The sequence below is a fragment of the Microbacterium proteolyticum genome (genome assembly GCF_014192415.1).
Classification (GTDB): Bacteria; Actinomycetota; Actinomycetes; order Actinomycetales; family Microbacteriaceae; genus Microbacterium; species Microbacterium proteolyticum.
Window position 1 is genome coordinate 1,655,867 of sequence record NZ_JACHXY010000001.1, and the last position, 21,579, is coordinate 1,677,445.

The window sequence follows — 21,579 nt, forward strand, 5'->3', positions numbered from 1 at the left end:
CCCACGGTGAGGGCGATCGTTGCGCTCTCGTGAGGTGCGGGGCCGGTGGGCACCCGCGCGCGCTGGCAGGATGGATGCCATGGTGACCCTGCTGCTCGATTCGACGCAGCTCGAGGTCGTGCTCTCGTCGACCGAGCGGGCGATGTCGTTCCGGAAGTCCAACATCGTCGTTCCGCGTGAGCACATCGAGCGCGTGCAGCTCACCGATGACGCGTGGACGTGGTTGCGCGGCGTCCCCAACCCCGGCATCAACCTGCCCGTCGCCGTCGGCATGGGCACGTGGAAATCGGCGGGGGGCAACGACTTCGTCATCATCCGCGGGCGAAAGCCCAGCGTGGTGGTCGACCTCACCGGTCACGACGAGTTCGAACGCCTCGTGCTGACCACCAAGCACGGCGTGGCGTTGCTCCAGGCCCTGCGGCTCGACGTGGCATCCGAACCCGAGAACGTGGCCGACATCGTCGCCTGACGCGCGCCCCGGCTCGCGCCCCTCGTCCGGCGACCAGACCCCTTCGAGTGTCCGGAACACGCGGACGGTTCCTCGGATCGTCCGCATGTCGTGGACACACGACGGGCGGGAGACGAGCGCTTCGCCGCGCGATTCACGCGGTGAACTGCACGACGGTGTCCCACGCGAGCTTGACGATGAGGATCGACAGGGTCACGAGGAAGACGATCCGCACGAAGCCGCTGCCACGGCGCGTAGCCATGTGCGCGCCGATGAAGCCGCCGGTGATGTTCATCACCGCCATCGCCAGTCCCAGCACCAGCAGGATCTCGCCGTGCACGCCGTACACCGCGAGGGCGGCGAGGTTCGTGGTGAGGTTGGCGATCTTGGCGTTGGCGCTCGCCTGCAGGAAGCCGTAACCCAGCACCCCGACGATGAGGATGACGAAGAACGACCCCGTCCCCGGACCCAGGATGCCGTCGTAGAAGCCGACCAGCAGACCGATCGTCGCGGCGCGCCAGGCGATGGCCGCGGTGCCGCCGTGGCGCGGTGCGTGCTCGAGGCCCATCTTCGGCTTGAACAGGGTGTACAGCGCCACCGCGATCACCGCCACCAGCACGACCGGGGTCAGCACCTCGCGAGGCACGTAGCGAGAGAGCGCCGCGCCCGCGGTCGACCCGGCGTACGCCCCGGCGACCAGGGGGACGAGCAGCACGAGCTGCACCCGTATCTTGCGGAGGTAGACCCAGCTGGCCGACAGCGTGCCGAAGAACGACGAGAGCTTGTTGGTGCCGAGGATGAACGGCGTCGCCACGTCTTTCGGCACCGCGATGACGAGGGCGGGGAGCTGGATGAGTCCGCCGCCGCCGACGACCGCGTCGACCCAGCCGGCCACCCCCGCGGCGACCAGCAGCAGGAGCAGGGATGCCACCGACACCGGCAGCCACTCCGCGATCACCGGTCCATCGAGCACGGTTGATTCTCGCCGCTGGTCCCGGTCGCACCAAAACGCCCTGCGGGTCGAGGCCGAGCCGCTCCGCCGAACCCGGGTGCACGGCGACTCCGGCCCCAGTCAGCCGTCGGGGGTTCTGTTCCGGTGGAGCGCCGTGCTCAGTCGATGTCGCGACGCCAGGTCGTCAGCAGGCCCACGACGACCAGTACCACCGCGTAGCCGAGCAGCACGAGCCCGCCGGCCCACCACTCCAGGGTCTCGCCGCCGGCGCTGCCCATGATGCCGAAGATCGTCTGCCCGACGAGTGCGTCGCTCGCAGCGCTCGGGAACCACTTCACAACCCCTGCGAAGCCCTCGACCAGACCACCGGCGGTCCGCACGATCGGCTCGACGAACAGCGTGACGGCGAGCACGATGACGATCGCGGCGACCTGATTGCGCACGACCGTGCCGACGCCGATACCGACGAGCGCCCACAGCGCGAACGCGAGCAGCATCCGGCCGACGAGCTCCCAGGTGTCGGGGGCGCCGAGGGCGGTGTCGATGCCGAAGAAGCTCAGCACGCCGGCACCGGCGCCGAGCGCGGCGATCGAGCCCAGGATGCCGTACAGCAGGCCCACCACGATGCCGACGACGAACTTGCCCACCAGCACCGTGCCGCGGCGCGGGCTGGCGAGGAACGTCGGCGTCAGCGTCTTGTGACGGAACTCCGTCGTGACCATCAGCGTGCCCACGAGCAGGGGGAAGACGTAGCCGACCGCGGTCGCAGAGCTGTACACGAGGGCCGGGATGCCGTCGGTGGACGGTGCGGGACCGCGAGACCCCGCCAGCTGACCGGATGCCACCCCGCCGAACACGAGGGCGAGGACACCGGCCGTGAAGGCGACGTAGACGACGAGCACGATGCCCAGCACCCACCACCCGGCGGTGGTGAACTGCTTGGTGTACTCGGAACGGGTCGCAGCGATGAGGCTCATCGCGGGGCCTCCGTCTCATCGGGTGCTGCTGAGGGGACGATGTCGATGACCCCCGTCGATGCGACGGAGTACGAGTTCCGAGGACCTTCACCGGCCGGCGGCGCCGCGGGACGGGCGGACCGAGGTGGCGGCGCCACCGCCACCATGGCCGTCGAGGGACGCGGGTCGTCGTCGTCGGGATCCGCTGATGCAGCGGGTGCCGCGATCGGCGAGGGCGTCGGTGCGTCGGCATCCGGAACCTCCCCGGCATCCGGAACCTCCCGGGGATCCTGCGCCGCGGAGGCAATCTCGTCGGTAACCGGAGCAGGCGCCGCGCCGGCACTCGAATGCACGCGCACGCCGCTGACCAGCTCGAGGAAGATGTCCTCCAGGCTCGCGCCCCTGCTCTGCAGGTTCGACAGCGCGATGCCGGCGCCCGCGGCGAGGGATCCGATCTCGACCGGTTCGTGGTGGCGGATCGTGAAGCCGTTGCGCAGCAACTGATGGTCGATCCCGCGGTCGTCGAGCAGGCGCGACAGTGCGGCACGGTCAGGGGAGTCGACGACCGTGGCGTACTCGTCGGGGTCGGCGAGGTCTTCGATACCGCCCTGGAACACCAGGCGCCCCCGCGAGATGATCAGCAGCGCGTCGACGGTCTGCTGCACCTCGGCGAGCAGGTGCGAGGAGATCAGCACCGTACGGCCCTCTTCGGCGAGATGGCGCAGCAGCGAGCGCATCCATCGGATGCCCTCGGGGTCGAGCCCGTTCGACGGCTCGTCGAGCACGAGTACGCCGGGATCGCCGAGAAGCGCGGTGGCCAGGCCCAGGCGCTGGCGCATGCCGAGCGAGAAACCGCCGACGCGGCGCCCCGCGACGTCGGCGAGACCGACGAGACCGAGCACCTCGTCGATACGGGAGGTGGGGAGGGTCGCGGCGCGCGCGTAGACCTTCAGGTGATTCGCGGCCGAGCGACCGGGGTGGAAACTGGATGCCTCGAGAGCGGCACCGACGCTCCGCAAGGGCGAGGCGAGGTCGGCGTACCGCTTGCCCCCGATCGTGGCGGTGCCCGCGGTGGGGCGCACCAGTCCGAGCAGCATCCGCAGCGACGTCGTCTTGCCCGCTCCGTTCGGGCCGAGAAAACCCGTGACCTGCCCGGGTTCGATGCGGGCGGTCAGGCCGTCGACGGCCGAGATCGCCCCGAACCGTTTGGTGAGGCCGGCCAGTTCGAGCACCTGTCCGTCGGGCATGCGGCCCCTTTCCTTCGGCAGACGTTCCGCCTATCTTCCCCGATCCGGGGCCGAAAACGCATCCTCCCCGAGTCGGAGGCGGTCCACCGGGCCTGTGTAACGTGGCAGCGTGCACGCAGAGCGAACCGAGAACGACAATCTCCTGGTCGGTGGCCGCGGTGGTCTCGGCCACCTCACGCTCAACCGTCCGGCGGCGATCAACGCGCTCGACCTCGGCATGATCCGCGCGCTCCACCTCACCCTCGACAGGTGGGAGAGCGACACCGACGTCGACATCGTTCTGCTCGACGGGGCGGGCGAGCGCGGCTTCTGCGCCGGCGGCGACGTGCGGGCCCTGCACGAGATGGTGGTGGGGGGCCGCGTCGACGAGGTGCATGCCTTCTTCCGCGAGGAGTACGCCCTCGACCACCGCATCTCCACGTCGAAGAAGCCGGTCGTCGCCATCGCCGACGGCGTGTGCATGGGCGGGGGCATCGGCCTGGCCGGCCACGCGGCGATCCGCATCGTCACCGAACGCTCGCGTCTGGCGATGCCCGAGACGCGCATCGGGTTCACCCCCGACGTCGGCGGGTCGTGGCTGCTCGGTCGTGCGCCCGGCCGGATCGGCGAGTACCTCGCGCTGACGGGCGGGACGATGGATGCCGCGGACGCCCTGTACGCCGGCTTCGCCGACCACATGGTGCCCACCGCGCACCTCCCGGCGCTCTACGAAGCGCTGGAGTATCGCGCCGACCCCTCCAGCCCCACCGAGCTGGTGCTGCTGTTCGACGAGACCCCCGAGCCGTCGCGCTTCGAGACCGCGCGGGAATGGATCGACGCGGCGTTCTCGGCCGCCGACGTTCCCGGCATCCTGGAACGACTGCGCGCCCGACCCGAGGCCGAGGCGCGGCAGACGGCCGAGGTGCTGGCGACCGCGTCGCCGACGGCGCTCGCCGTGACCCTCGAGGCGGTCCGGAGGGCGCGCGAGCTGCCCTCGCTCCGGGCCGCCCTCACGCAGGAGTACGGCCTCGTGCTGTGGTTCGCGTTCACGCAGCCCGACCTCGTCGAGGGCATCCGCGCGCAGGTCGTCGACAAGGACCGTTCGCCGTCATGGTCGCCGGCGCGCCTCGACGACCTCCCCCCGGAGCGCGTCGCCGAGGCGTTCGCCTACGAGCCCATCCCTGCGTTGTGGTGACGAGCAGATGACCTCGTCGCGGCGCCGCTGGTCGATCGGTCGAGCCCTCGACGGGTTCTTCTTCGTCTTCGCCGGTGTCGCCGCGATCTGGCTCGCCTACCTCAGCCTCACGCAGTCGTTCTCGCTCGGATGGGGCGGGGTGCTCATGGCGGTGGCGTTCTGGGCGCTGCTCGCCTACCTCGCGCTGCCGCGGCTTCACCGCATCCTCACCGCGATCTACGTGCCCGACTACTTCATGGGCCGCACGCGCACCTCTGACGGGCTGCTCGGCGATCCGGTGAACCTCGCCCTGCAGGGGTCTCGCGAGAACGTCGAGGCCGTGATGGCGGCGGCCGGATGGATCCCGGCGGATCCGGTGAGCCTGCGGTCCTCATGGCGCATCGTCGTGTCGACGCTCCGTCGTCGGAGCTACCCGCGAGCGCCCGTGAGTCCGCTGTTCCTCTTCGGGCGGATGCAGGATCTCGCGTACCAGCAGGAGGTGGCGGGCTCTCCCGCCCAGCGCCACCACGTGCGGCTGTGGAAGTGCCCCGACGGGTGGCTCCTGCCGGGGGGACGCCGCGTCGACTGGCTCGCCGCGGGCACGTTCGATCGCGCGGTCGGTCTGTCGCTGTTCACGCTGCAGGTCACGCACCGCATCGACGCCGACACCGACATCGAGCGCGACCACATCGTCGCGAGCGTCCGCGGGGTGCCGGGCGTCGAGGTCGACGTCATCCGCGACTTCGCCACCGGATACCACTCGCGAAACGGCGGCGGCGACAGCATCAGCACAGATGGCGATCTGCCGATCATCGACGTCAGCGCGGTGCGCCCGCCCGCATCGACGGGGGTGACGGCCAGGTGAGCGTCGAGCGGCATCCCGACAAACGTGCGGCGTTCGAGCCGCCGGTCGACCCGACCACGGCCGACCCGGCGATGCGTCGGCCGGCTTCCATCGTGACCGGCAGCGTCCTCGTGCTGATGCGCGCGGCGGCGGGGGCGCTGTGGGCGGCGGGCGTGGCGTTCTCGCTGCCGCCGTGGTTGCGCGAATTCGCGGGAGCGGCGAGCGGGAACGCGGACGAGCCGATCGATCTGACCGTGTCCGATCTGGGCGTGGGTACCGCGGTCTTCCTCGGCGTGCTCGGCGTCGTCTGCGCGGTGCAGGTGCTGTTCGGCATCCTGATCCTCTTCGGCAGCAACCTCGCGCGGGTGTCGGTCATGGTGCTCTCGGTGGGATCGATCAGCGGGAGCTTCATCGGGTGGTGGGCGTACGACCAGGAGATCACGGTGGGCACGACGCTGATCACCCTGAGCCTCGACATCCTGGTGCTGCTCGCCCTCTCGAGCCGAGACGCCGCCGCCTATGCGCGGCGTCCGCGTCGGCCCCGGCAGCGGCGTCGGGATCGTCGTCGTGGAGCGGCGGATGCCGCGGAAGCGGTGTGAGACGCCGTCGCCACGGGCCGCGCACAGCCGCGGCGGGTTAGCCTGAGAGGCGCCGCGCGCCCGGGCGGCAGAACGGATGAGGCACGTGTTCGACAGTCCCATGTCGTCCTCGGCATACGAGGTGCTCCGCGTCGCGGCCGACGTCGATGACGAGGGCCTGCGCCGCGCCTACCGCGTACGCCTGCGAGAGACGCACCCCGACACCGGCGGCGACGCCGCGCTGTTCGTGCAGGTGCAGCGCGCATGGGAGCTCGTCGGGACGCCGGAGGCCCGCAGCGTCTACGACCGCGGTCGCGGGTCCACCGCCGGTGAATGGGGCAGCGGGTCCACGGCATCCGCTCCTTCCCGTCCCACGGACACGCGCCCGCGCGCCCGGTCGTACGGACAGCCCGGCGGCTGGCGTCGCGAGCGCTATCTCGGACTGATCCGCGAGTGGGTCGGACGCGGTGTCGACATCGCCGATCCCTACGCCCCTGCGCTCGTTCGCTCGGCACCGCCCGAGATCCGGCACATCCTCGCCGACGCGCTCGCCGAAGAGGAGACGGCGCGGCTCGTGTCGGAACTGGGCATGGGATACACGGTCTGGCACGACGTGTTCGCCGATCGCGACGGGCGCGACCCCGAGCAGAAGCTCGACCATCTCGTGCTCGGCCCCAGCGGACTCTACGCGCTGCTCAGCGAGGACTTCGGCGGCCCGGTGGGCGTGCGCCGCGGCGAGATCAGCGGCCCGAACGTCATCGGCGCCCCGGTGACCGAGCTGGTGTCGCGCGCCCGCGTCATCGCGCGTTCCGCGGGCGTGCGCTTCAGCGGTGCGATGGTCGTGCTTCCCGACGACGACGTGCTCGAGGCCGTCACCGAGCTCGGCAAGATGCGCGGCACACCGGTCGCCCTCGTCACGCGCAGCGCGTTGACGACGCTGTTGCGTCGCGGCATCCCGGGCGCGCGCGAGGTGGGCGGAACCGAGCTGTTCGACATCCGCACCCGGTTGCAGCAGCGCGTGCGCCACGTCTGACCGACGACGGAGGAGAACCCGTCGCGACAGGTCCGCGGCGGGGCTCGCACCAGCGGGGAACCGCTGCCTCAGGGGTGGGCGAGTGCCTTGGCCTTCAGGGCTTCGTACTCGGCGTCGGATATGGCACCGGCGTCCTTCAGGGCCTTCGCCTTGGTGATCTCGTCCGTGGCACTGAAACCGGCGACTTCTCGGATGTAGGTGTCGGTGGCGTCGCGGGCGGCTCGCGCTTCGCCCGCTTGACGCTCCGCCATTCCCCGCCCCCGGGCGATGAGGTACACGAACGCGGTGATGAAGGGAACGATCACCAGGCACAGCATCCAGAGGGCCTTCCACCACCCGCTCAGGGAGCGGTCGCGGAACAGGTCGCCGACGATGGAGAAGATCACCATCAGGTAGGCGACGACGACGAAGATGTAGAAGAACCAGACGATCAGATCCCACAGTGGGGGAAGAACACTCATTATCTTGCCTTCGTTCAGGTGTCGGGTGGAGAGGTGAGTTGGCCGAGCACTTCCCCCTGCGCGTCCTGCACCGTCAGAGTGCCGTTGCGGAGGGAGACGCCGCCGGCTGCGTTCAGCCAGTTGTCGGTATCGGGGCACGCCATCAGCGTCGTCGCGCCGGGCGTGAGAGAAATCGTCCCGTCGGGGGACGCCTCCCATGTTCCGTTGATGACGTTGCAGCCGTCGTTGCCGGTGTAGGTGCCGTCGGCGCTGATGGACAGGAACGGTGCCGCCACGCCGGGGATGGCGACCCAGTAACCGATGGGCACGCCCTGGAGACCGATGTCGCTGTCGTCGGTGCGCACGAGCTCCGTCACGGTCGCGTCCTGGGAGCTGGTGACGGTGAGTGTGTCGCCCTCGACGCTCGCCGAGTCGGCCAGGGCAACGGCGACGGGGAGCTGCACACCGTCGCACCACATCAGGGTGTGCGGTCCGGCGGTCGTCGTGAGAACGCCGGAGGGGCTGAGGTCCCACGTGCCGTTGACGCGGTTGCATCCATCGGATGCCGTCCAGCGTCCGTCGTCGGCGAAAGCCACGAACGGGTGCTCGGGGGTGTCGAATGCACCATCGACGGTCCACGTTCCCACGATGTCGTCGGCACGCGGACTCTCGGACTGCGGCGACGCCGTCGGCGTCGGGGCGCAAGCACTCACGAGGGGCACGAGCATCACCGCGGTGAGGACCGCGACCGCGACTCTGCGCATTCTCGTCTCCCTTCACGCGCCCGCGGGGCGTATCAGCACTGACGGTAGCGCCCCGTGCGGGCTCCCTGCGAAAGTGGCGCGATCCGCCGGAACGCGATGGCGCGCGGTGAGGGTCGACACGAGCTCACCCGCCGGTGGCGTAGCCCCTAGCGGGCCACCCCGGGGTCGGATGCGAGACCCCCCGTGATGCGATATCCGGCGGGTGTGGTGCCGAGATCGTGCACGAAGGCACGCCGAAGGCGTTCCACGTTTCCGAAGCCGGTGAGACGGGCGATCTCGTCGACCTGCAGCTTCTTGCGGTCCTTCTGCAGGAGATAGACCGACGCCCATCGCAGGCGCGAGCGTCGCAGCTCGAGGGATACCGACGTGTGCGCCTCGGTCAGGATGCGTTGAAGGTGCCTGACGGATACCCCCACGGCGACAGCGACATCGGCCGTGCTCAGATCGGCGTTGGAGTAGTTCTCCTCGATGAAGGCCAGCGCGTGGGCGATGCGATTCTCTTGCTGGTCGGAGGGGGGTGAGGCCTCCAGCTCCTCCAGAAGCAGACCGATCAGAAGGTGCAGGAGTGCCTGCTGTGAGCAGACGCCCCGGGGTGTCTTGGGGCCGGGCAGGTCGCCGGCAAGCGCGGTGACGAACGAGGTGACCAGCGCGACGTAGGGAGAGGGTGAGAAGACGCGCGTGTCCGTTTCCGGCGACTGCACGCCGCGGCCGTCCAATGCCCCGCGCTTGAGGAGGACGGTCACCATCTGGGCGGACGCGGGAACGATCAGTTCGAAGGGCAGATACCCCGATATCACCGCAACGGTCCCGGGGCTCATGGAGTGCCTCACGCCGCCTTGGACGATGATGGCGCTGCCCGCGAGCAGGAAATAGAAGGTACTGCCCACGCGCAGCGACGCGACGTGTTCGGGTGTCCGCACGACGATCGACGGGGTGATCGCGGTTCGCGCGATGGCGACGTTGTCGAAGACGACGAGGTCCAACGAGATGCGGAAGCTCGCGGGATCCGCCTTTATCGCGGAATGCCACCCCATCGCCTCGAGGCCGGGGCGCCCCGCCAGCTGAGCCGATACGGGACGACGAGGCGTGAAAAAGAGCGACGGTGTCGGAGAGTCGGGCCCGCCTGTCATGGGGACAGTATGGCCCCGCTGCCGAGGGCTTGACGATCAGCGCCAGATCATGCGGCAAAACACGCCAACCGGTACTGGCGAAAAGCGAACAGGCCTAATTTGTGAACGTCGGAGTCGGCGCTGAGGGGGGCACCATGACAACCAATTCCGCTCTGAGTTCCACATCGATGAAGGCCGCGTCGTGGCTGCCATTGATCGTCGTGGTGCTCACGCAGATTCAGGCGTCTTTCGCGGTGAACACTCTCACTGTCTCCATGGCGGGGATATCGAGCGACCTCGGCATGCCCGCCACCAGCATCGGTACGGCCATCACCACCGGCACGTTCGCCATGGCGGCGTTCATTCTGCTGGGTGCCAAGATCGGCGCACGCTTCGGTACGCGGCGCGTCTTCCAGATCGCCGTGGTCGTGCACGCAGCGTCCATGGCCGCGATCGCGCTGAGCGTGAGTCCGGCCATGCTGTTCATCGCCCAGGCGGCCTCCGGCGCCGTCATCGCGCTGATCGCCCCCGCGCTCGTGGTGTTCATCTCCACGAACTACTCCGGCGCGCAACAGGCGAAGGCCATCGGCTATCTGGCCGCCGCCATTCCCGCCGCGGGGGTGCTCGCACTCCTGATCGCCGGCAGTTTCGCATCGACCATCGGCTGGCGGTGGTCCTTCGTGCTCATCGCGGTGCTCGGTGCGGTGAATCTGGTCCTGAGCTTTCGATTCCAGGCCGTTCCGGCGCAGAAGGATCTCTCGATCGACATCGTCGGCGCGCTGCTGGCCGCGGCTTCGATCATCCTGCTGAGCTTCGGCTTCTCGGGCCTCACATCCTGGGGTGTGGTCGTGGCCACGCCGAATGCGCCATTCGAGGTGCTCGGGATTTCCCCCGCGCTCATCCTGCTGGTGCTCGGAGCATTCGGGGGGCAGTGCTTCTTCCTCTACCTGCGACGACGTAAAGCCGCGGGCCGTCCGCAGATCTTCGATCTCGACGTCCTCAAATCCGGCGCAGAGAAGGCCACGACTTTCTGCATGGCCGCAATGCTCTTCATCGGGACGGCGGCGAACTTCCTCATTCCGCTCTATATCCAGGTGGTGCAGGGGCGTTCGAGTATCGAAACGTCGCTGTCGATCATTCCGTACACGATTTCCATATTCGTCGCCAACAGCGTCGTCGCCAGCTTCTACGAGCGGTTCGCCCCGCGTCGCATCGCTCAGGCGGGCTTCATCGTCGTGGCGCTCGCCCTGACGTTGATCGCCTTCACCGTGCGCAACGACTGGGGTCAGATCGTCGTGGTCATCGGGTTGATCCTGCTCGGCCTCGGACAGGGTGCGATCGTCGCGCTGGTGTTCAACACGCTGTTGTCGTCTGCGCCGAAGCGAATCGCCGGTGATGTCGGCGCGTGGCGCGGGCTCGTGCACAACATCTCGGGCAGCGTCGGCATCGCCGTGATGACCGTGTTCGCGGTCGGGATGCTGAGCAGCTTCATCGCCGCAGGACTCGTCGACCATCCGGGACTTCCGCCGGAGTTGCAGGTCCAGGTGCCCCTCGACAGCGTGAACTTCGTCGTCGACGATCGCCTTCGCGACGTGCTCAGTACGACGGATGCCACTGCCGCACAGGTCGACGAGGCCGTCTTGGTCAACGCGCTGGCGAGGCTCCAGGCGCTGAAAGTCTCGCTCCTCGTGCTCGCCGGGATCGCGCTGCTGGCGATCATCCCCGCGGGGCGCATGCCCGCCCGCATGGGCGACGAGCCGGCCGCCGACTCCGACGAGGATTGAGCAGCGTCCGTGAGCCCCATCGCGGTCACGCTGGTCGTCCTGCTGCTGGCGATCGTCGCCTTCGTCTGGAATGCGGTCCCGGTGGGCCTGGTCGCCATCGGGGTGGCGCTCGCGCTCTACGTGACCGGCATCAACAGCTTCGACCAGACCATCGCGGGCTTCGGTGATCCCGTCATCATCTTCATCGCCGCCCTCTTCGTCGTCGGGGAGGGATTGGATGCCACGGGGGTGACGACGTGGGCCGGGCAGCAGCTGACCCGGAGAGCCGGAACGAAACGGTCCCGCATCGTCGTGCTGGTGTCGGTGTTGGTCGCCGTGCTCACGGCGCTGATCAGCGTGAACGGGGCCGTGGCGGCATTGGTGCCGATGGTGGTCGTGCTCGCACTGAAGATCAAGCAGGCGCCTTCGCAGTTGCTCATGCCGCTCGCCTTCGCCGCGCACGCCGGATCGCTTCTGCTGCTGTCGGGAACCCCTGTCAACGTCCTGATCTCGGAACTCGCGGTCGAGGCCGCGGGGCGACCCATCGGCTACTTCGAATTCGGTCTGGTCGGCATCCCGCTCGTCGTCGGCACGATCCTCATCCTCGTCGTTCTCGGGCCGAGGCTCCTTCCGACCCGAGAAGTCGAACACGCCGCGCGTGACCTCAGCACCCAGGCCGCCGTCTTCGCGGAGCAGTACTCCCTCGACGACACGGTCGCACGACTCAGCCGTACCACCGGGCTCACCGAGGTGATCGTCACTCCGCGATCCGAGTTCATCGGCGACACGGTCTTCCCGGGGATGACGACCGAGAGCGGTGACCTCGTCGTCGTCGCGGTGCAGCGGCGCGGTGAGGACCTCGGTCGCACCGTCCTGAGCGCGGGAGACGTGCTCCTGCTGCAAGGCACCTGGGATGCCCTCAGCCAGCACACCGAGGTCGACCGGAATGTCGTCGTCATCGACCATCCCGACCAGGTGCGCCGACAGGCCGTTCCCCTCAGTGGTCGGGCCAAGGCCGCCATCGGCGTCCTGACCGGCATGGTGCTGCTGCTGGCGGTGGGGGTCGTTCCCCCGGCCATCGCCGCCCTCGTCGCCGCGGCGGCGATGGTGCTGTTGCGCGTCGTCACGGTGACGCAGGCCCACCGATCGATCTCGTGGACGACCCTCATCCTGGTGGCGGGAATGATCCCGCTGTCCACCGCCATCCAGTCCTCGGGCGCGGCCGATCTCATCGCCAACGGGATCGTCGACGTGTTGGGGGAAGCGAGCCCTTACCTGCTGCTGCTCGGAATCAGCCTGGTGACGGTGATCCTCGGTCAATTGATCAGCAACATGGCCACCGCGCTCATCCTGGCGCCCATCGCGGTCGCCGTGGCGGCGGAGACGGGCATCTCGCCCGTCCCTCTTCTGATGGCCGTCGCCGTGTCGGCCGCGGCATCCTTCCTCACTCCCGTGGCCACCCCGGCGAACACGATGGTGTACGGACCCGGGGGATACCGGTTCGCCGACTACTGGAAGCTCGGCCTGCCCCTGGTCGTGCTCTTCATCGCCGTCGCCACGCTCGTGGTCCCGATCTTCTGGCCGTTCTGACCCCTGCGAAAAGAGAGACACATGTCCGACCGCTCCCACCGTCTGATTCCCGACGGCTTTCCCCTGCTCCCGTCCGTGAGCGCGAGCACGGAGGTGACCGCCGCGACGGAGACGACCGGTGCGGCGACAGCCGTCGGTCATCCCGTCGCCCCCGACGGTGAGCTTCCCCACGTCGTCGACCTGGGGTGGGACGTGCTGCGTCTGCACGGGTTCGAGGGAAAGACGGGACAGGCGTTCGCCCTCCTGCGCTCGAACGCGCCCGACGTCGTGCTCGTCGGCGTCGGTGCTCCCGACGACCGCAGCGAAGCGTCGCTGCGTGACGCGGTGGCAGCATTCGTCCGTGCGGAGAAGCGCTCGTCGGCTTTGTCGTTCGAGCTCGGCGATGCTTTCGCCCTCGATGGCGTCGCCCTCGGACGTGCCGTCGCGGAGGCCGCTGTGCTCGCACGGTACGAGTACACGCCGCTCAAGGGCTCCTCGACGCACGTGCCGCTGGTCGCGTTCGAGGTGGTCACACAGGTGGACGGGGATCTGGTCGCCGACGGCATCCGCGAGGGGATGGTCCTCGCCCGTGCGACGACGATCGCTCGTGATCTCGCCAACACCCCTCCCGGCCATCTCACGGCCGAGGTGTTCGCCGATCTGGCCGTCGAGGTCGGCCCGCGCTACGGCCTCGACGTCGAAGTGGCCGAAAAGGCCCGCCTGATCGAACTGGGCTGCGGCGGCTTGTTGGGCGTCAACGCCGGCAGTGTCGAAGAGCCCCGCATGATCGTGCTGCGCTACGCCCCCTCTCGTGCGGAGGCCGCTCCCCCCGTCGCGACGCATATCGCGCTGGTGGGCAAAGGGATCATGTACGACTCGGGCGGAATCTCGCTGAAGCCCTCCGATCCGATGCACCTGCTGATGAAGATGGACATGGGGGGCGCAGCCGCGGTGTTCGGCGCGATGACGGCTCTACGTGACCTCGGGTGCGCGAGCGAGGTCACGGGCTACCTGATGTGCACCGACAACATGCCCTCGGGATCGGCGATCGCGCTCGGCGACGTCTTGACCATCCGCGGCGGGACCACGGTCGAGGTCAAGAACACCGACGCCGAGGGGCGGCTGGTGATGTCCGACGCCCTGGTCCTGGCCGCGGAGTCGAAGCCGACCGCGATCGTCGACATCGCCACGCTCACGGGGGCGGCGCTCATGGCGCTGGGACCCGCGACCGCGGCCGCGCTCGGCAACGACCAACCGTTGATGGAACGGGTGTTGGCGGCGTCCGCGGCGACGGACGAGCCCGCATGGCAGCTCCCTCTGGAGAAGAAGTACCGCGCACAGCTCGATTCCGACATCGCCGACATCGCGAACCTCGGTGGACGTTTCGCCGGCGCGACGACGGCGGCGCTGTTCCTGAACGAATTCGTCGACGGCGTCCCGTGGGCGCACCTCGACATCGCCGGCACCATGCAGTCGGAGGCCGACGACTCGTGGCGGTCGAAGGGTGCCACAGGCTTCGGGGCGCGCCTGATCGCGCGCCTCGTCGTCGACTACCCCCTCAGCTAGTGGACCGCTTCACCCTCTTGCGCAGCGGTCCGTTCCGCTTCGGGTTCGTCGCAACCCTGGGCGTGCTCCTCGCGCTGCTGCTCGGTGCGGCCGTCGTGTCGCTCAGCACCGCTCTGACGCTGATATTCGTGGCATTCTTCGTGTGCTTGGGGCTTTACCCCACTGTTCGGCGACTCGAGGGGCGGGGTTTCTCGCGCGGGGGAGCGGTCGCGACCGTCGTCGGCTGCTTCCTGGTGGTCGTCGGGCTTCTGCTCTGGCTCGTTCTGCCGATCGTCGTCGCGCAGCTCGGGCAGCTCTTCACCTACCTGCCCAGCGGCTACGACGAGATCTCCGAGCAGCAGTGGTTCATCGACCTCGACGCGGGCCTCGGCGGGGCCCTCACCCCGGGGCTCGAGTGGGCCCGCACGACGGCCAGCGACCCCAACACGTGGCTCGCCGTGGGCGGCGGGGCGTTGAAGGTGGGCACCGGCATCATCAACCAGGTGTTCGGCGTGATCTTCGTGCTCGCCCTGACCATCTATTTCGTGGCGGGCCTGGAGGCCATGAAGTCCAGCTTCTACGCCCTGGTGCCGGCCTCGCGCCGGGCCGGGGTGATCGACCTGGCCGAGACGATCATGGAGTCGGTCGGCAAGTACCTCGGTGGCATGGTCATCCTCGCCGCCATCAATGCGGTCTTCACGTTCCTGCTGCTGACCGTGGCCGGGGTGTCCTTCGCGCCGGTGCTGGCCGCGCTGGCCTTCCCCAACACGCTCATCCCGCTGATCGGAAGCGTGATCAACCTCGTCATCATCACCACCGTGTCGCTGTTCGCGGGCCCCGAGACGGCGCTGTTCGTCGGACTCGCGATGCTCGTCTACGTGCAGATCGAGTCGTACGTGCTCACCCCGCGGATCGTGGGCAAGGCCATCAGCATCCCCGCATCGCTCGTGCTCATCGGTGCGATGGTCGGCGCCACCCTCCTCGGTCTGCTCGGTGCGCTGATCGCGTGCCCGGTGTCGGCGTCGGTACTCCTCATCGTCAAAAAGGTGGTCATGCCTCGACAGGAGGCGGCATGAATGACGTGCCCGCGCACGTGAGGGGTGGGTTCGTCGATCGTGTGCGTGCGGTGGAGGACCGCTATCGGTCGACGAGTACTCGCCTTCGCCAGTAGGGAATCTCTCCATGGACACCATCGACATCGTCGAGATCATCGGCCTGGGCGTCGTCGTCGCGGCCAATCCCCTTCCCGTCGTCGGACAGCTGACTCTCGTGACGCGCGAGGGGGGACGACCGACCGCCGTGGCGCTCGCGTCGGGCTGGGCAGGAGCACTGATGGTCGTCCTCGGCCTGCTGGCGACGGGGATGGCAGCCGTGATCGGAGCATCGGTCGGATTCGAGGCCGATGGCAGTATGCGAGCGGGTGCCGAGGGAGGCTCCTGGTTCCCCATCGTGCTCGGGGTGGCGTTGATCGTACTCGGGGTGTTGTCGTGGGCCCGCAAGCCCCGGGTGACGCCCTCGCCCCTGATGAAGACCCTCGACTCGCTGACGCCCGCGCGGGCCGTCGCGCTGGGAGCGGGCTTGGCGCTGCTGAAGCCGAAGAGCATCGCCGCCCTTCTCGCCGCCGGCGCGATCGTCGGAGCAGAAGGTCGTCCGCTGCTGTCGTCGGCGATCCTGGTGCTGCTGGTGACCGGGGTGGGCTCGCTGGGGGTCGTCGTTCCCCTCATCCTGGCCGTCGTCGGCGGACCCCGGATCGTGGGGGCCCTCCGCACGGCGCAGCGGACGATGGAACGTCATTCCTCCCACATCACGAGTGGTCTCGTCATCGCCGTCGGGCTGGTGGTCCTCGCCTTCGGCCTCGCGGAGCCGCCGTGGTGAGCTCACCGTCCCCCATCCGCACAATGGCGTCCACGATCGACAGGAGATCCGCATGAGCGTCACCCCTCCCTCGCCTTCCGAATCCACACGCGCATCCATCCGCCTCAGTACGCGCACCCTCGTCATCGGGGCGATCGCGCTAGTGGTGCTCGCGTTCGCTGCGGCGTTCCTCGGCGCGCGTCTCGGCGCTCCTTCGTCCGCCGCATCGAACCCGGTCGCCAGCGAGACGCCGTCTACCGAGGTCACGGAGTCGGAGCCGATCGTGCTTCCGGCCGGAAGCGACGTGCGCGCCGGTACGGGCACCCCGGGCCAGGCATACGGCGAGGACGGCGACGTCTATGTCGACATCGACTCGACCGCGCTCTACCTGCACCGCGACGGCGCATGGGTGCGGGTCGGCGACCTGCGCACGGCCGCCATCGAGAATCTGACGGGCGCGCAAGGCGAAGCGGGCGCGCAGGGTGAAGCAGGTGCGCAAGGCGAAGCGGGCGCGCAGGGTGAAGCAGGTGCGCAAGGCGAAGCGGGCGCGCAGGGTGAAGCAGGTGCGCGGGGCGAAGCGGGTGCACAGGGCGAGACGGGAGCAAGCGGGCGAGACGGTGCAGACGGCACACGTGTTGCTCTCTCGGCCGGATCGCCGACGGGATCGTGCGCGGGGGACGAGATCGTCGTCGATACGACGACGGTGGCGTTCTACCAGTGCGACGGCGACAACTGGGTGCGGTTCGGCCCCCAGTGACAGCGACGGTGGGCTCCCCGCGAAGGGACCTCGCCGTCGCTCAGTTGAGTGCGCGCGACTTCAGCTCGGTGAACTCTTCGTCGGTCAGTGCGCCCGCGGTGTGCAGGGCGGCAAGGCGTTCGATCTTGGCGATCGCATCGTCGGAGGGGAGCGCTTTACCTGCGGCGGGCGAGACCGCGGGCGCCGGGGCCGCGGTCGCGTTCTTACGCGCCGATCGCCCGCTCACCGCCTCGATGGTCGCCGCAGCGACCGCCGTGTGTGCTGCTGTTCGAGCCAAACGCCTACTGCGGCCAAATGCCATCGCCACCACTTCCTTCGGTCGCGATCACGGTATCCCAGCGCGCTCGCCCGTGCCCCTCCATGGCGTCATTCGCTGTCTGCCGCGGCGTCGAACGATGACGCTCCGGAAGATCGTCCGTTCGGGGACCGTGTCGAACCCGTGCTGAAACGAGTCCTGCGGGGGCGCCGACCTCCGTAGGGTGGAGCCATGAGTACCGACGAGACCTCGGATGCCTCGGCGTCCGACGACATGAAACGCAAGTTCAAGGAAGCGCTCGAGAAGAAGAACGGGCATCAGCGTTCGGGTCAGGCGCACCTCGACGGCCACTCCGCCGTGCAGGGCACGCACGGAGCGGTCACCAAGCGCGAGTTCCGCCGCAAGAGCGGCTGACGCAGCGGCCCTTCTGACAGGGCGAGTAGCGGAGCGCACGGAGGTGTCGCCTCGCCGTTCGCGGCGGCGACACCTCCGTGCGTTTCAGCGGCGTCGGAGCGGTGCCTCGAAGAATGCCAGCTCGAGGGCCATGGAACGGTCGTAGGCCCCGGCCATCGCTGAGCGTTCGGACTCGGATGCCGCGCGGGCTGCGGCATCTACGATCGTGGCCGCCTGAGCCGACGACGTCGCGAACGCCTCGTCGCCGTAGGCGGTGAGCCAGTCGGCGTAGGCGTGGTCGGCGGCGAAGGTGCCCCGCCAGCGCGCGCCGATGTCGGTGTACAGCACGAAGCAGGGCAGGATTGCTGCGACCAGCACCGCGTAGGAGCCCACGGTCGACGCCGCGTGCAGATGGTCGGTGTAGTCGAGGGTGGATGCCGCCGGCTCGAGTCCCGCCGGGTCGACGTGCGTCTGATGCAGCGCCGCCTCCTCCTCGAGGCACGAGACGGAGGCCGCGGCCCAGAAGCGCTGCTCATCGACGGTCGGTGCCAGCGCCGCCGCGCGGGCGAGCACGCGCGCGTACTCGCGGAGGTACAGCAGGTCCTGCCCGAGGTACCAGGTGAAGGCGTCGCGGTCCAGATCGCCGGATGCCAACCCCCGCACGAAGCCGCAGGCGTCGACGTCGGCTCTCACCTGGGCCGCGGCATCCCATCGCCCGGTGCTCCACGACTCCGCTTCGCCCCGCGGGGCGTCGGGTACTCGTGGGCGGAGCTCGATGTGCGGGCGCAATTCGTGCAGGTGGTCGATGGGACCGTTGCCGCGTCCGACCCGCAGGGCATCGGCGTGCTCGAGGGCGCCGGTGAGCCAGTGCTTCGCGCGCGTCAGGGCCTCGGGCCATGACAGACCGTGCGCAGCGAGGGTCGCCATGGCCGACGACAGCGAGCAGCCGGTGCCGTGAGTGTGACGCGTGGCGACCCGGCGCCCGGGCACGGGGTAGACGTCGGCGCCGTCGACGATGGCATCCGGACTCTGTTCGCCGTGGAGGTGGCCGCCCTTCAGCAGGACCGCGGTGTCGGCTCTGCCGGCGAGGGTCTGCGCCTGGATGACGGCTTCGTCCCAGCTCACCGCGACGGATTCGCCGACCAGGACGGCGAGCTCGGGAAGGTTCGGCGTGACGAGGTCGACGCGGTGGCACAGGGCGCGGACCGCCTCCTCGGCGTCGGCGTCGAGCAAACGGTCGCCGCTGGTCGCGACCATCACGGGATCGAGCACGACGATCGGCGGGCGCACCTCGGCCAGCCAGGCGTCGACGGTGGCGACGACGTCGGCCGAGCCGAGCATGCCGATCTTCACCGCGTCGATGTCGACGTCGTCGCTGACGGCGCGCAACTGCGCGTCGAGGAACGATAGCGGCGGCACGTGCACCTCGCGGACGCCGAGGGTGTTCTGTGCGACGAGCGCCGTCACCGCGGCCATGCCGTAGCCGCCGAAGGCCGCGATCGACTTGAGGTCGGCCTGGATGCCGGCGCCCCCGGTGGGGTCGGTGCCGGCGAGGCTGAGCACGCGAGGGATCACGCGTCCACCCCCCACGCCGTCGTGAGGGCGCGCACCACCGCGCCCGGGTCGTCGGCCGCGCACACCGCCGAGACCACGGCGACGCCGGCCGCTCCCGCCGCACGGAGGGCGGTGACGTCGTCGACGTCGACCCCGCCGATCGCCACGCACGGCAGGCCGGTGGACGCCGCGAGTTCGGCGAATCCTCGGATCCCCAGGGGCTGCGGGTGGTCGGGCTTCGTCGACGTGGCGCGGATGACCCCCACGCCGAGGTAGTCGACGGTGCCTTCCGGCAGAGCCGCGGCTGCGGCGAAGTGGGCCGGCGTGTTCGCTGTCCAGCCCACGAGGGCGTCGGCGCCGAGCAGGGCGCGCGCGGCGTCGACCGGAAGGTCGCTCTGGCCGAGGTGGATGCCGTCGACCCGCGCGCCGCGGTCGCGTGCGGCGAGGACGACGTCGAGGCGGTCGTCGACGATGAAGGCGCACCGCCCCGCGACGACGTCGGAGAGCTCGAGGGTGCGGGCGAACAGTTCGGCGCCGGTGGCGACCTTGTCGCGCAGCTGCACGACGGTGACGCCCGCGGCCACGGCCTGGTCGACGATCTCACGCAGACGGTCGAAGGGGACGCGGTGGTCGGTGACGAGGTGCAGCGAGAGGTCGGTCATCGGGTGACCTCCGCGCGTCCCGTGAGGTCTTCGGGGTGCACCGCGGCGAGTTCGTCGAGGAACGCGACGGCGAACGATCCCGGTCCTCGGGATCCGGATGCCGCCCGCTCCGACGCCACAGCCCACACGGCACTCGCCGCGATCGCCGCCTCGAACGGCTCGGCCACGGCCGCGAAAGCCGCCATCGCGGCGCCGAGGGCGCAGCCGCCACCGGTGACCTTGGTCAGCAGGGCGCTGCCGCCGGGCACGCGGACCGTGCGCTCGGCATCCACGATCAGGTCGATCTCACCCGAGACGGCGACCGCACCGCCGGTGCGCGCGGCGAGCGCGCGGGCGGCGTCGAGGGCGTCGTCGGCCGCGTCGGTGGCGTCGACACCGCGTCCGCCGGCGCCGACTCCCGCCAGGGCGAGGATCTCCGAGGCGTTGCCGCGGATGATCGCGGGGCGTGCCGCGAGCAGCTCCTGCGCGAGGGCGGTGCGGATGGGGAGGGCGCCGACGGCGACCGGGTCGAGCACCCAGGGAGTGGGCGCGCTGACGGCCTCGCGGGCCGCGTCACGCTGCTCGGCGGTGGGGGTGCCGAGATTGACGAGCACGCCGCCGGCGATGCCCGCGAACATGCCCGCTTCGCCCGGGATGTCGCACATCGCGGGGGCGGCGCCGAGTGCGAGCAGGGCGTTGGCGGTGAAGTTCGTCACCACGGCGTTGGTGATGCACTGTGTGAGCGGTGACGCCGCGCGCAGGCGTGCGAGCGCCCCGGCGGGGTCGGCTTCCCCCGCGGGTGTGGAGGTGGACGGAGACGACGACGTGCGAACGACCATTCGCGACATCCCTTCGCTAGTACGAGCTAGATCAGGTTCAACGGGTGTGTTCTCAGCCCCTTGCGGGCACCCCGTGTCACTGCCGGCGACGCTAGCACGACGGATGCCGTCGCGTCGGGCGCTCAGAACCGCGCGGAGAAGCCGCCGTCGGTGTGCAGGAGCTGTCCGCTGATCCAGCGGCCCTCGTCCGACAGGAGGAATGCGGTGATGCCGGCGATGTCGCGGGGGGTGCCGAACCGGCCGAGAGGGTGGTAGCCGGCGAGGGCGTCGCGGGTCTCGGCATCCATCCATCCGGTGTCGATCGGGCCGGGGTTGACGACGTTGGCCGAGATGCCGCGGGGGCCGAGCTCGCGTGCGGCCGAGATCACGATGCGATCGAGGGCGCCCTTCGACGCGCCGTAGGGCAGGTTGCCGGTGGTGTGATCGCTCGTGAAGGCGACGATCGCCCCTCCGGTCTCGTCGACCTGTCGGGCGAAGGCGGCGATCATCAGCAGCGTCGCGCGGGCGTTGACCGCGACGTGGCGGTCGAAGCTCTCGGCGGTGGTGTCGAGGATGCCGGATTCGACGCCGTGCGCGTGGCTGAGGACGAGGGCCTGGATGGGGCCGCGTTCGCTCGAGACGCGCTCGATGAGCTGCGTCGGCGCCGTGGGGCTGGCGAGGTCGCACGGGTAGTCGCCCGAGTCGAGCTCGCTGGTCACGACTGCCCAGCCGTCGTGTTCGAGGCGGGGGACGATGCCCGCGGCGATGCTGTTCGCGCGGGCGGCTCCGGTCACGAGGGCGAGGGGCATGGGACGAGGCTACGCGGGTGGGGAGTGCCGGGTACGTGTCGGCCGCGGAGGGCGGGTGTCGCGTCGCGTCGAATCCGGCACGGGGGCCGGGCGAGG

General features: G+C 69.7%; 23 protein-coding genes and 1 riboswitch. Of the genes, 12 read left to right on the forward strand and 11 right to left on the reverse strand.

Translation table 11 applies throughout. The features are described 5' to 3' along the window. Nucleotides 1-79: 79 nt before the first annotated feature. Nucleotides 80-469 (forward strand): hypothetical protein, encoded by a 390-nt coding sequence (locus FHS07_RS07590; RefSeq protein WP_183419222.1) that lies wholly within the window; start codon nucleotides 80-82, stop codon nucleotides 467-469. A gap of 133 nt (nucleotides 470-602) precedes the next feature. Here the strand turns inward: FHS07_RS07590 and FHS07_RS07595 are convergent, their stop codons facing one another. From FHS07_RS07595 to FHS07_RS07605, 3 genes are all read right to left on the reverse strand, one after another. Then, a complete protein-coding gene (locus FHS07_RS07595) occupies nucleotides 603-1,421 on the reverse strand; it encodes a TSUP family transporter (RefSeq protein WP_183419223.1) in 819 nt (272 codons plus the stop codon). Nucleotides 1,422-1,558: 137 nt separating this feature from the next. Next, entirely contained in the window at nucleotides 1,559-2,377 is an 819-nt protein-coding gene (locus tag FHS07_RS07600; RefSeq protein WP_183419224.1) for an ABC-2 transporter permease, read from the reverse strand. Then, on the reverse strand, nucleotides 2,374-3,603 hold the full coding sequence (locus tag FHS07_RS07605) for an ABC transporter ATP-binding protein (protein WP_183419225.1): 1,230 nt from the start codon (nucleotides 3,601-3,603) through the stop codon (nucleotides 2,374-2,376). Before FHS07_RS07605 ends, FHS07_RS07600 begins: the two co-directional genes overlap by 4 nt. Before the next feature lie 109 nt (nucleotides 3,604-3,712). Between FHS07_RS07605 and FHS07_RS07610 the strand changes: the two genes are divergently transcribed. From FHS07_RS07610 to FHS07_RS07625, 4 genes are all read left to right on the forward strand, one after another. Further along, complete coding sequence (locus FHS07_RS07610; protein WP_183419226.1) at nucleotides 3,713-4,777, forward strand: 3-hydroxyisobutyryl-CoA hydrolase; 1,065 nt, start codon at nucleotides 3,713-3,715, stop codon at nucleotides 4,775-4,777. Nucleotides 4,778-4,784: 7 nt separating this feature from the next. Continuing rightward, nucleotides 4,785-5,621 carry an LssY C-terminal domain-containing protein gene (locus FHS07_RS07615; protein WP_183419227.1) on the forward strand — a complete coding sequence of 279 codons (837 nt, stop codon included), beginning with the start codon at nucleotides 4,785-4,787 and terminating at the stop codon, nucleotides 5,619-5,621. Nucleotides 5,622-5,713: 92 nt separating this feature from the next. Continuing rightward, nucleotides 5,714-6,199: a hypothetical protein gene (locus FHS07_RS07620; protein WP_183419228.1), complete on the forward strand. Its 486-nt coding sequence runs from the start codon at nucleotides 5,714-5,716 to the stop codon at nucleotides 6,197-6,199. An 85-nt stretch (nucleotides 6,200-6,284) separates the two neighbouring features. Next, nucleotides 6,285-7,211: a DnaJ domain-containing protein gene (locus tag FHS07_RS07625; RefSeq protein ID WP_183419229.1), complete on the forward strand. Its 927-nt coding sequence runs from the start codon at nucleotides 6,285-6,287 to the stop codon at nucleotides 7,209-7,211. Between the two features lie 68 nt (nucleotides 7,212-7,279). Here the strand turns inward: FHS07_RS07625 and FHS07_RS07630 are convergent, their stop codons facing one another. The 3 genes from FHS07_RS07630 to FHS07_RS07640 form a co-directional block, all read right to left on the reverse strand. After that, complete coding sequence (locus FHS07_RS07630) at nucleotides 7,280-7,672, reverse strand: SHOCT domain-containing protein (RefSeq protein WP_183419230.1); 393 nt, start codon at nucleotides 7,670-7,672, stop codon at nucleotides 7,280-7,282. A gap of 14 nt (nucleotides 7,673-7,686) precedes the next feature. Continuing rightward, nucleotides 7,687-8,415 (reverse strand): META domain-containing protein, encoded by a 729-nt coding sequence (locus FHS07_RS07635; protein ID WP_183419231.1) that lies wholly within the window; start codon nucleotides 8,413-8,415, stop codon nucleotides 7,687-7,689. A 146-nt stretch (nucleotides 8,416-8,561) separates the two neighbouring features. Continuing rightward, nucleotides 8,562-9,545 (reverse strand): AraC family transcriptional regulator, encoded by a 984-nt coding sequence (locus FHS07_RS07640; protein ID WP_183419232.1) that lies wholly within the window; start codon nucleotides 9,543-9,545, stop codon nucleotides 8,562-8,564. Nucleotides 9,546-9,679: 134 nt separating this feature from the next. Here FHS07_RS07640 and FHS07_RS07645 point away from each other — a divergent pair, with 134 nt between their 5' ends. From FHS07_RS07645 to FHS07_RS07670, 6 genes are all read left to right on the forward strand, one after another. Then, the gene (locus tag FHS07_RS07645; RefSeq protein WP_183419233.1) at nucleotides 9,680-11,308 is read left to right on the forward strand and encodes an MFS transporter; all 1,629 of its coding nucleotides are present in this window, start codon (nucleotides 9,680-9,682) and stop codon (nucleotides 11,306-11,308) included. A 9-nt stretch (nucleotides 11,309-11,317) separates the two neighbouring features. Then, complete coding sequence (locus FHS07_RS07650; protein ID WP_183419234.1) at nucleotides 11,318-12,877, forward strand: SLC13 family permease; 1,560 nt, start codon at nucleotides 11,318-11,320, stop codon at nucleotides 12,875-12,877. A 21-nt stretch (nucleotides 12,878-12,898) separates the two neighbouring features. Further along, a complete protein-coding gene (locus FHS07_RS07655) occupies nucleotides 12,899-14,422 on the forward strand; it encodes a leucyl aminopeptidase (protein ID WP_183419235.1) in 1,524 nt (507 codons plus the stop codon). Beyond that, the gene (locus FHS07_RS07660; RefSeq protein WP_183419236.1) at nucleotides 14,422-15,477 is read left to right on the forward strand and encodes an AI-2E family transporter; all 1,056 of its coding nucleotides are present in this window, start codon (nucleotides 14,422-14,424) and stop codon (nucleotides 15,475-15,477) included. The genes FHS07_RS07655 and FHS07_RS07660 overlap by 1 nt, the downstream gene beginning before the upstream one ends. Before the next feature lie 106 nt (nucleotides 15,478-15,583). Continuing rightward, complete coding sequence (locus FHS07_RS07665; RefSeq protein ID WP_183419237.1) at nucleotides 15,584-16,276, forward strand: GAP family protein; 693 nt, start codon at nucleotides 15,584-15,586, stop codon at nucleotides 16,274-16,276. Nucleotides 16,277-16,328: 52 nt separating this feature from the next. Beyond that, nucleotides 16,329-17,012 carry a collagen-like protein gene (locus tag FHS07_RS07670; RefSeq protein ID WP_183419238.1) on the forward strand — a complete coding sequence of 228 codons (684 nt, stop codon included), beginning with the start codon at nucleotides 16,329-16,331 and terminating at the stop codon, nucleotides 17,010-17,012. Nucleotides 17,013-17,052: 40 nt separating this feature from the next. Here FHS07_RS07670 and FHS07_RS07675 read toward each other — a convergent pair whose 3' ends face one another. Continuing rightward, nucleotides 17,053-17,238: an SHOCT domain-containing protein gene (locus FHS07_RS07675; RefSeq protein WP_343054639.1), complete on the reverse strand. Its 186-nt coding sequence runs from the start codon at nucleotides 17,236-17,238 to the stop codon at nucleotides 17,053-17,055. Nucleotides 17,239-17,499: 261 nt separating this feature from the next. Here FHS07_RS07675 and FHS07_RS07680 point away from each other — a divergent pair, with 261 nt between their 5' ends. Further along, nucleotides 17,500-17,682 carry a DUF5302 domain-containing protein gene (locus tag FHS07_RS07680; RefSeq protein ID WP_055951754.1) on the forward strand — a complete coding sequence of 61 codons (183 nt, stop codon included), beginning with the start codon at nucleotides 17,500-17,502 and terminating at the stop codon, nucleotides 17,680-17,682. A gap of 84 nt (nucleotides 17,683-17,766) precedes the next feature. On the opposite strand, the gene FHS07_RS07685 is transcribed toward FHS07_RS07680, so the two are convergent. The 4 genes from FHS07_RS07685 to FHS07_RS07700 all read right to left on the reverse strand — a co-directional run bounded on the left by FHS07_RS07685 (nucleotide 17,767) and on the right by FHS07_RS07700 (nucleotide 21,483). Then, entirely contained in the window at nucleotides 17,767-19,236 is a 1,470-nt protein-coding gene (locus tag FHS07_RS07685; protein WP_183419240.1) for a bifunctional hydroxymethylpyrimidine kinase/phosphomethylpyrimidine kinase, read from the reverse strand. Then, the gene (thiE, locus tag FHS07_RS07690; RefSeq protein ID WP_183419241.1) at nucleotides 19,233-19,877 is read right to left on the reverse strand and encodes a thiamine phosphate synthase; all 645 of its coding nucleotides are present in this window, start codon (nucleotides 19,875-19,877) and stop codon (nucleotides 19,233-19,235) included. Before thiE ends, FHS07_RS07685 begins: the two co-directional genes overlap by 4 nt. Further along, on the reverse strand, nucleotides 19,874-20,695 hold the full coding sequence (gene thiM, locus FHS07_RS07695; RefSeq protein ID WP_183419242.1) for a hydroxyethylthiazole kinase: 822 nt from the start codon (nucleotides 20,693-20,695) through the stop codon (nucleotides 19,874-19,876). Before thiM ends, thiE begins: the two co-directional genes overlap by 4 nt. Further along, nucleotides 20,687-20,779: riboswitch (TPP riboswitch) on the reverse strand. (Overlaps the previous gene by 9 nt.) Before the next feature lie 38 nt (nucleotides 20,780-20,817). Continuing rightward, entirely contained in the window at nucleotides 20,818-21,483 is a 666-nt protein-coding gene (locus FHS07_RS07700; RefSeq protein WP_183419243.1) for an SDR family oxidoreductase, read from the reverse strand. Between the last annotated feature and the right edge of the window lie 96 nt (nucleotides 21,484-21,579).

Bases quoted from the DNA above. Each gene is read 5' to 3' on its own strand.
- FHS07_RS07590 (WP_183419222.1), top strand. From the start codon at position 80: ATGGTGACCCTGCTGCTCGATTCGACGCAGCTCGAGGTCGTGCTCTCG.
- FHS07_RS07600 (WP_183419224.1), bottom strand. From the start codon at position 2,377: ATGAGCCTCATCGCTGCGACCCGTTCCGAGTACACCAAGCAGTTCACC.
- FHS07_RS07605 (WP_183419225.1), bottom strand. From the start codon at position 3,603: ATGCCCGACGGACAGGTGCTCGAACTGGCCGGCCTCACCAAACGGTTC.
- FHS07_RS07615 (WP_183419227.1), top strand. From the start codon at position 4,785: ATGACCTCGTCGCGGCGCCGCTGGTCGATCGGTCGAGCCCTCGACGGG.
- FHS07_RS07630 (WP_183419230.1), bottom strand. From the start codon at position 7,672: ATGAGTGTTCTTCCCCCACTGTGGGATCTGATCGTCTGGTTCTTCTAC.
- FHS07_RS07635 (WP_183419231.1), bottom strand. From the start codon at position 8,415: ATGCGCAGAGTCGCGGTCGCGGTCCTCACCGCGGTGATGCTCGTGCCC.
- FHS07_RS07640 (WP_183419232.1), bottom strand. From the start codon at position 9,545: ATGACAGGCGGGCCCGACTCTCCGACACCGTCGCTCTTTTTCACGCCT.
- FHS07_RS07645 (WP_183419233.1), top strand. From the start codon at position 9,680: ATGACAACCAATTCCGCTCTGAGTTCCACATCGATGAAGGCCGCGTCG.
- FHS07_RS07655 (WP_183419235.1), top strand. From the start codon at position 12,899: ATGTCCGACCGCTCCCACCGTCTGATTCCCGACGGCTTTCCCCTGCTC.
- FHS07_RS07665 (WP_183419237.1), top strand. From the start codon at position 15,584: ATGGACACCATCGACATCGTCGAGATCATCGGCCTGGGCGTCGTCGTC.
- FHS07_RS07670 (WP_183419238.1), top strand. From the start codon at position 16,329: ATGAGCGTCACCCCTCCCTCGCCTTCCGAATCCACACGCGCATCCATC.
- FHS07_RS07680 (WP_055951754.1), top strand. From the start codon at position 17,500: ATGAGTACCGACGAGACCTCGGATGCCTCGGCGTCCGACGACATGAAA.
- thiE (WP_183419241.1), bottom strand. From the start codon at position 19,877: ATGACCGACCTCTCGCTGCACCTCGTCACCGACCACCGCGTCCCCTTC.
- thiM (WP_183419242.1), bottom strand. From the start codon at position 20,695: ATGGTCGTTCGCACGTCGTCGTCTCCGTCCACCTCCACACCCGCGGGG.
- FHS07_RS07700 (WP_183419243.1), bottom strand. From the start codon at position 21,483: ATGCCCCTCGCCCTCGTGACCGGAGCCGCCCGCGCGAACAGCATCGCC.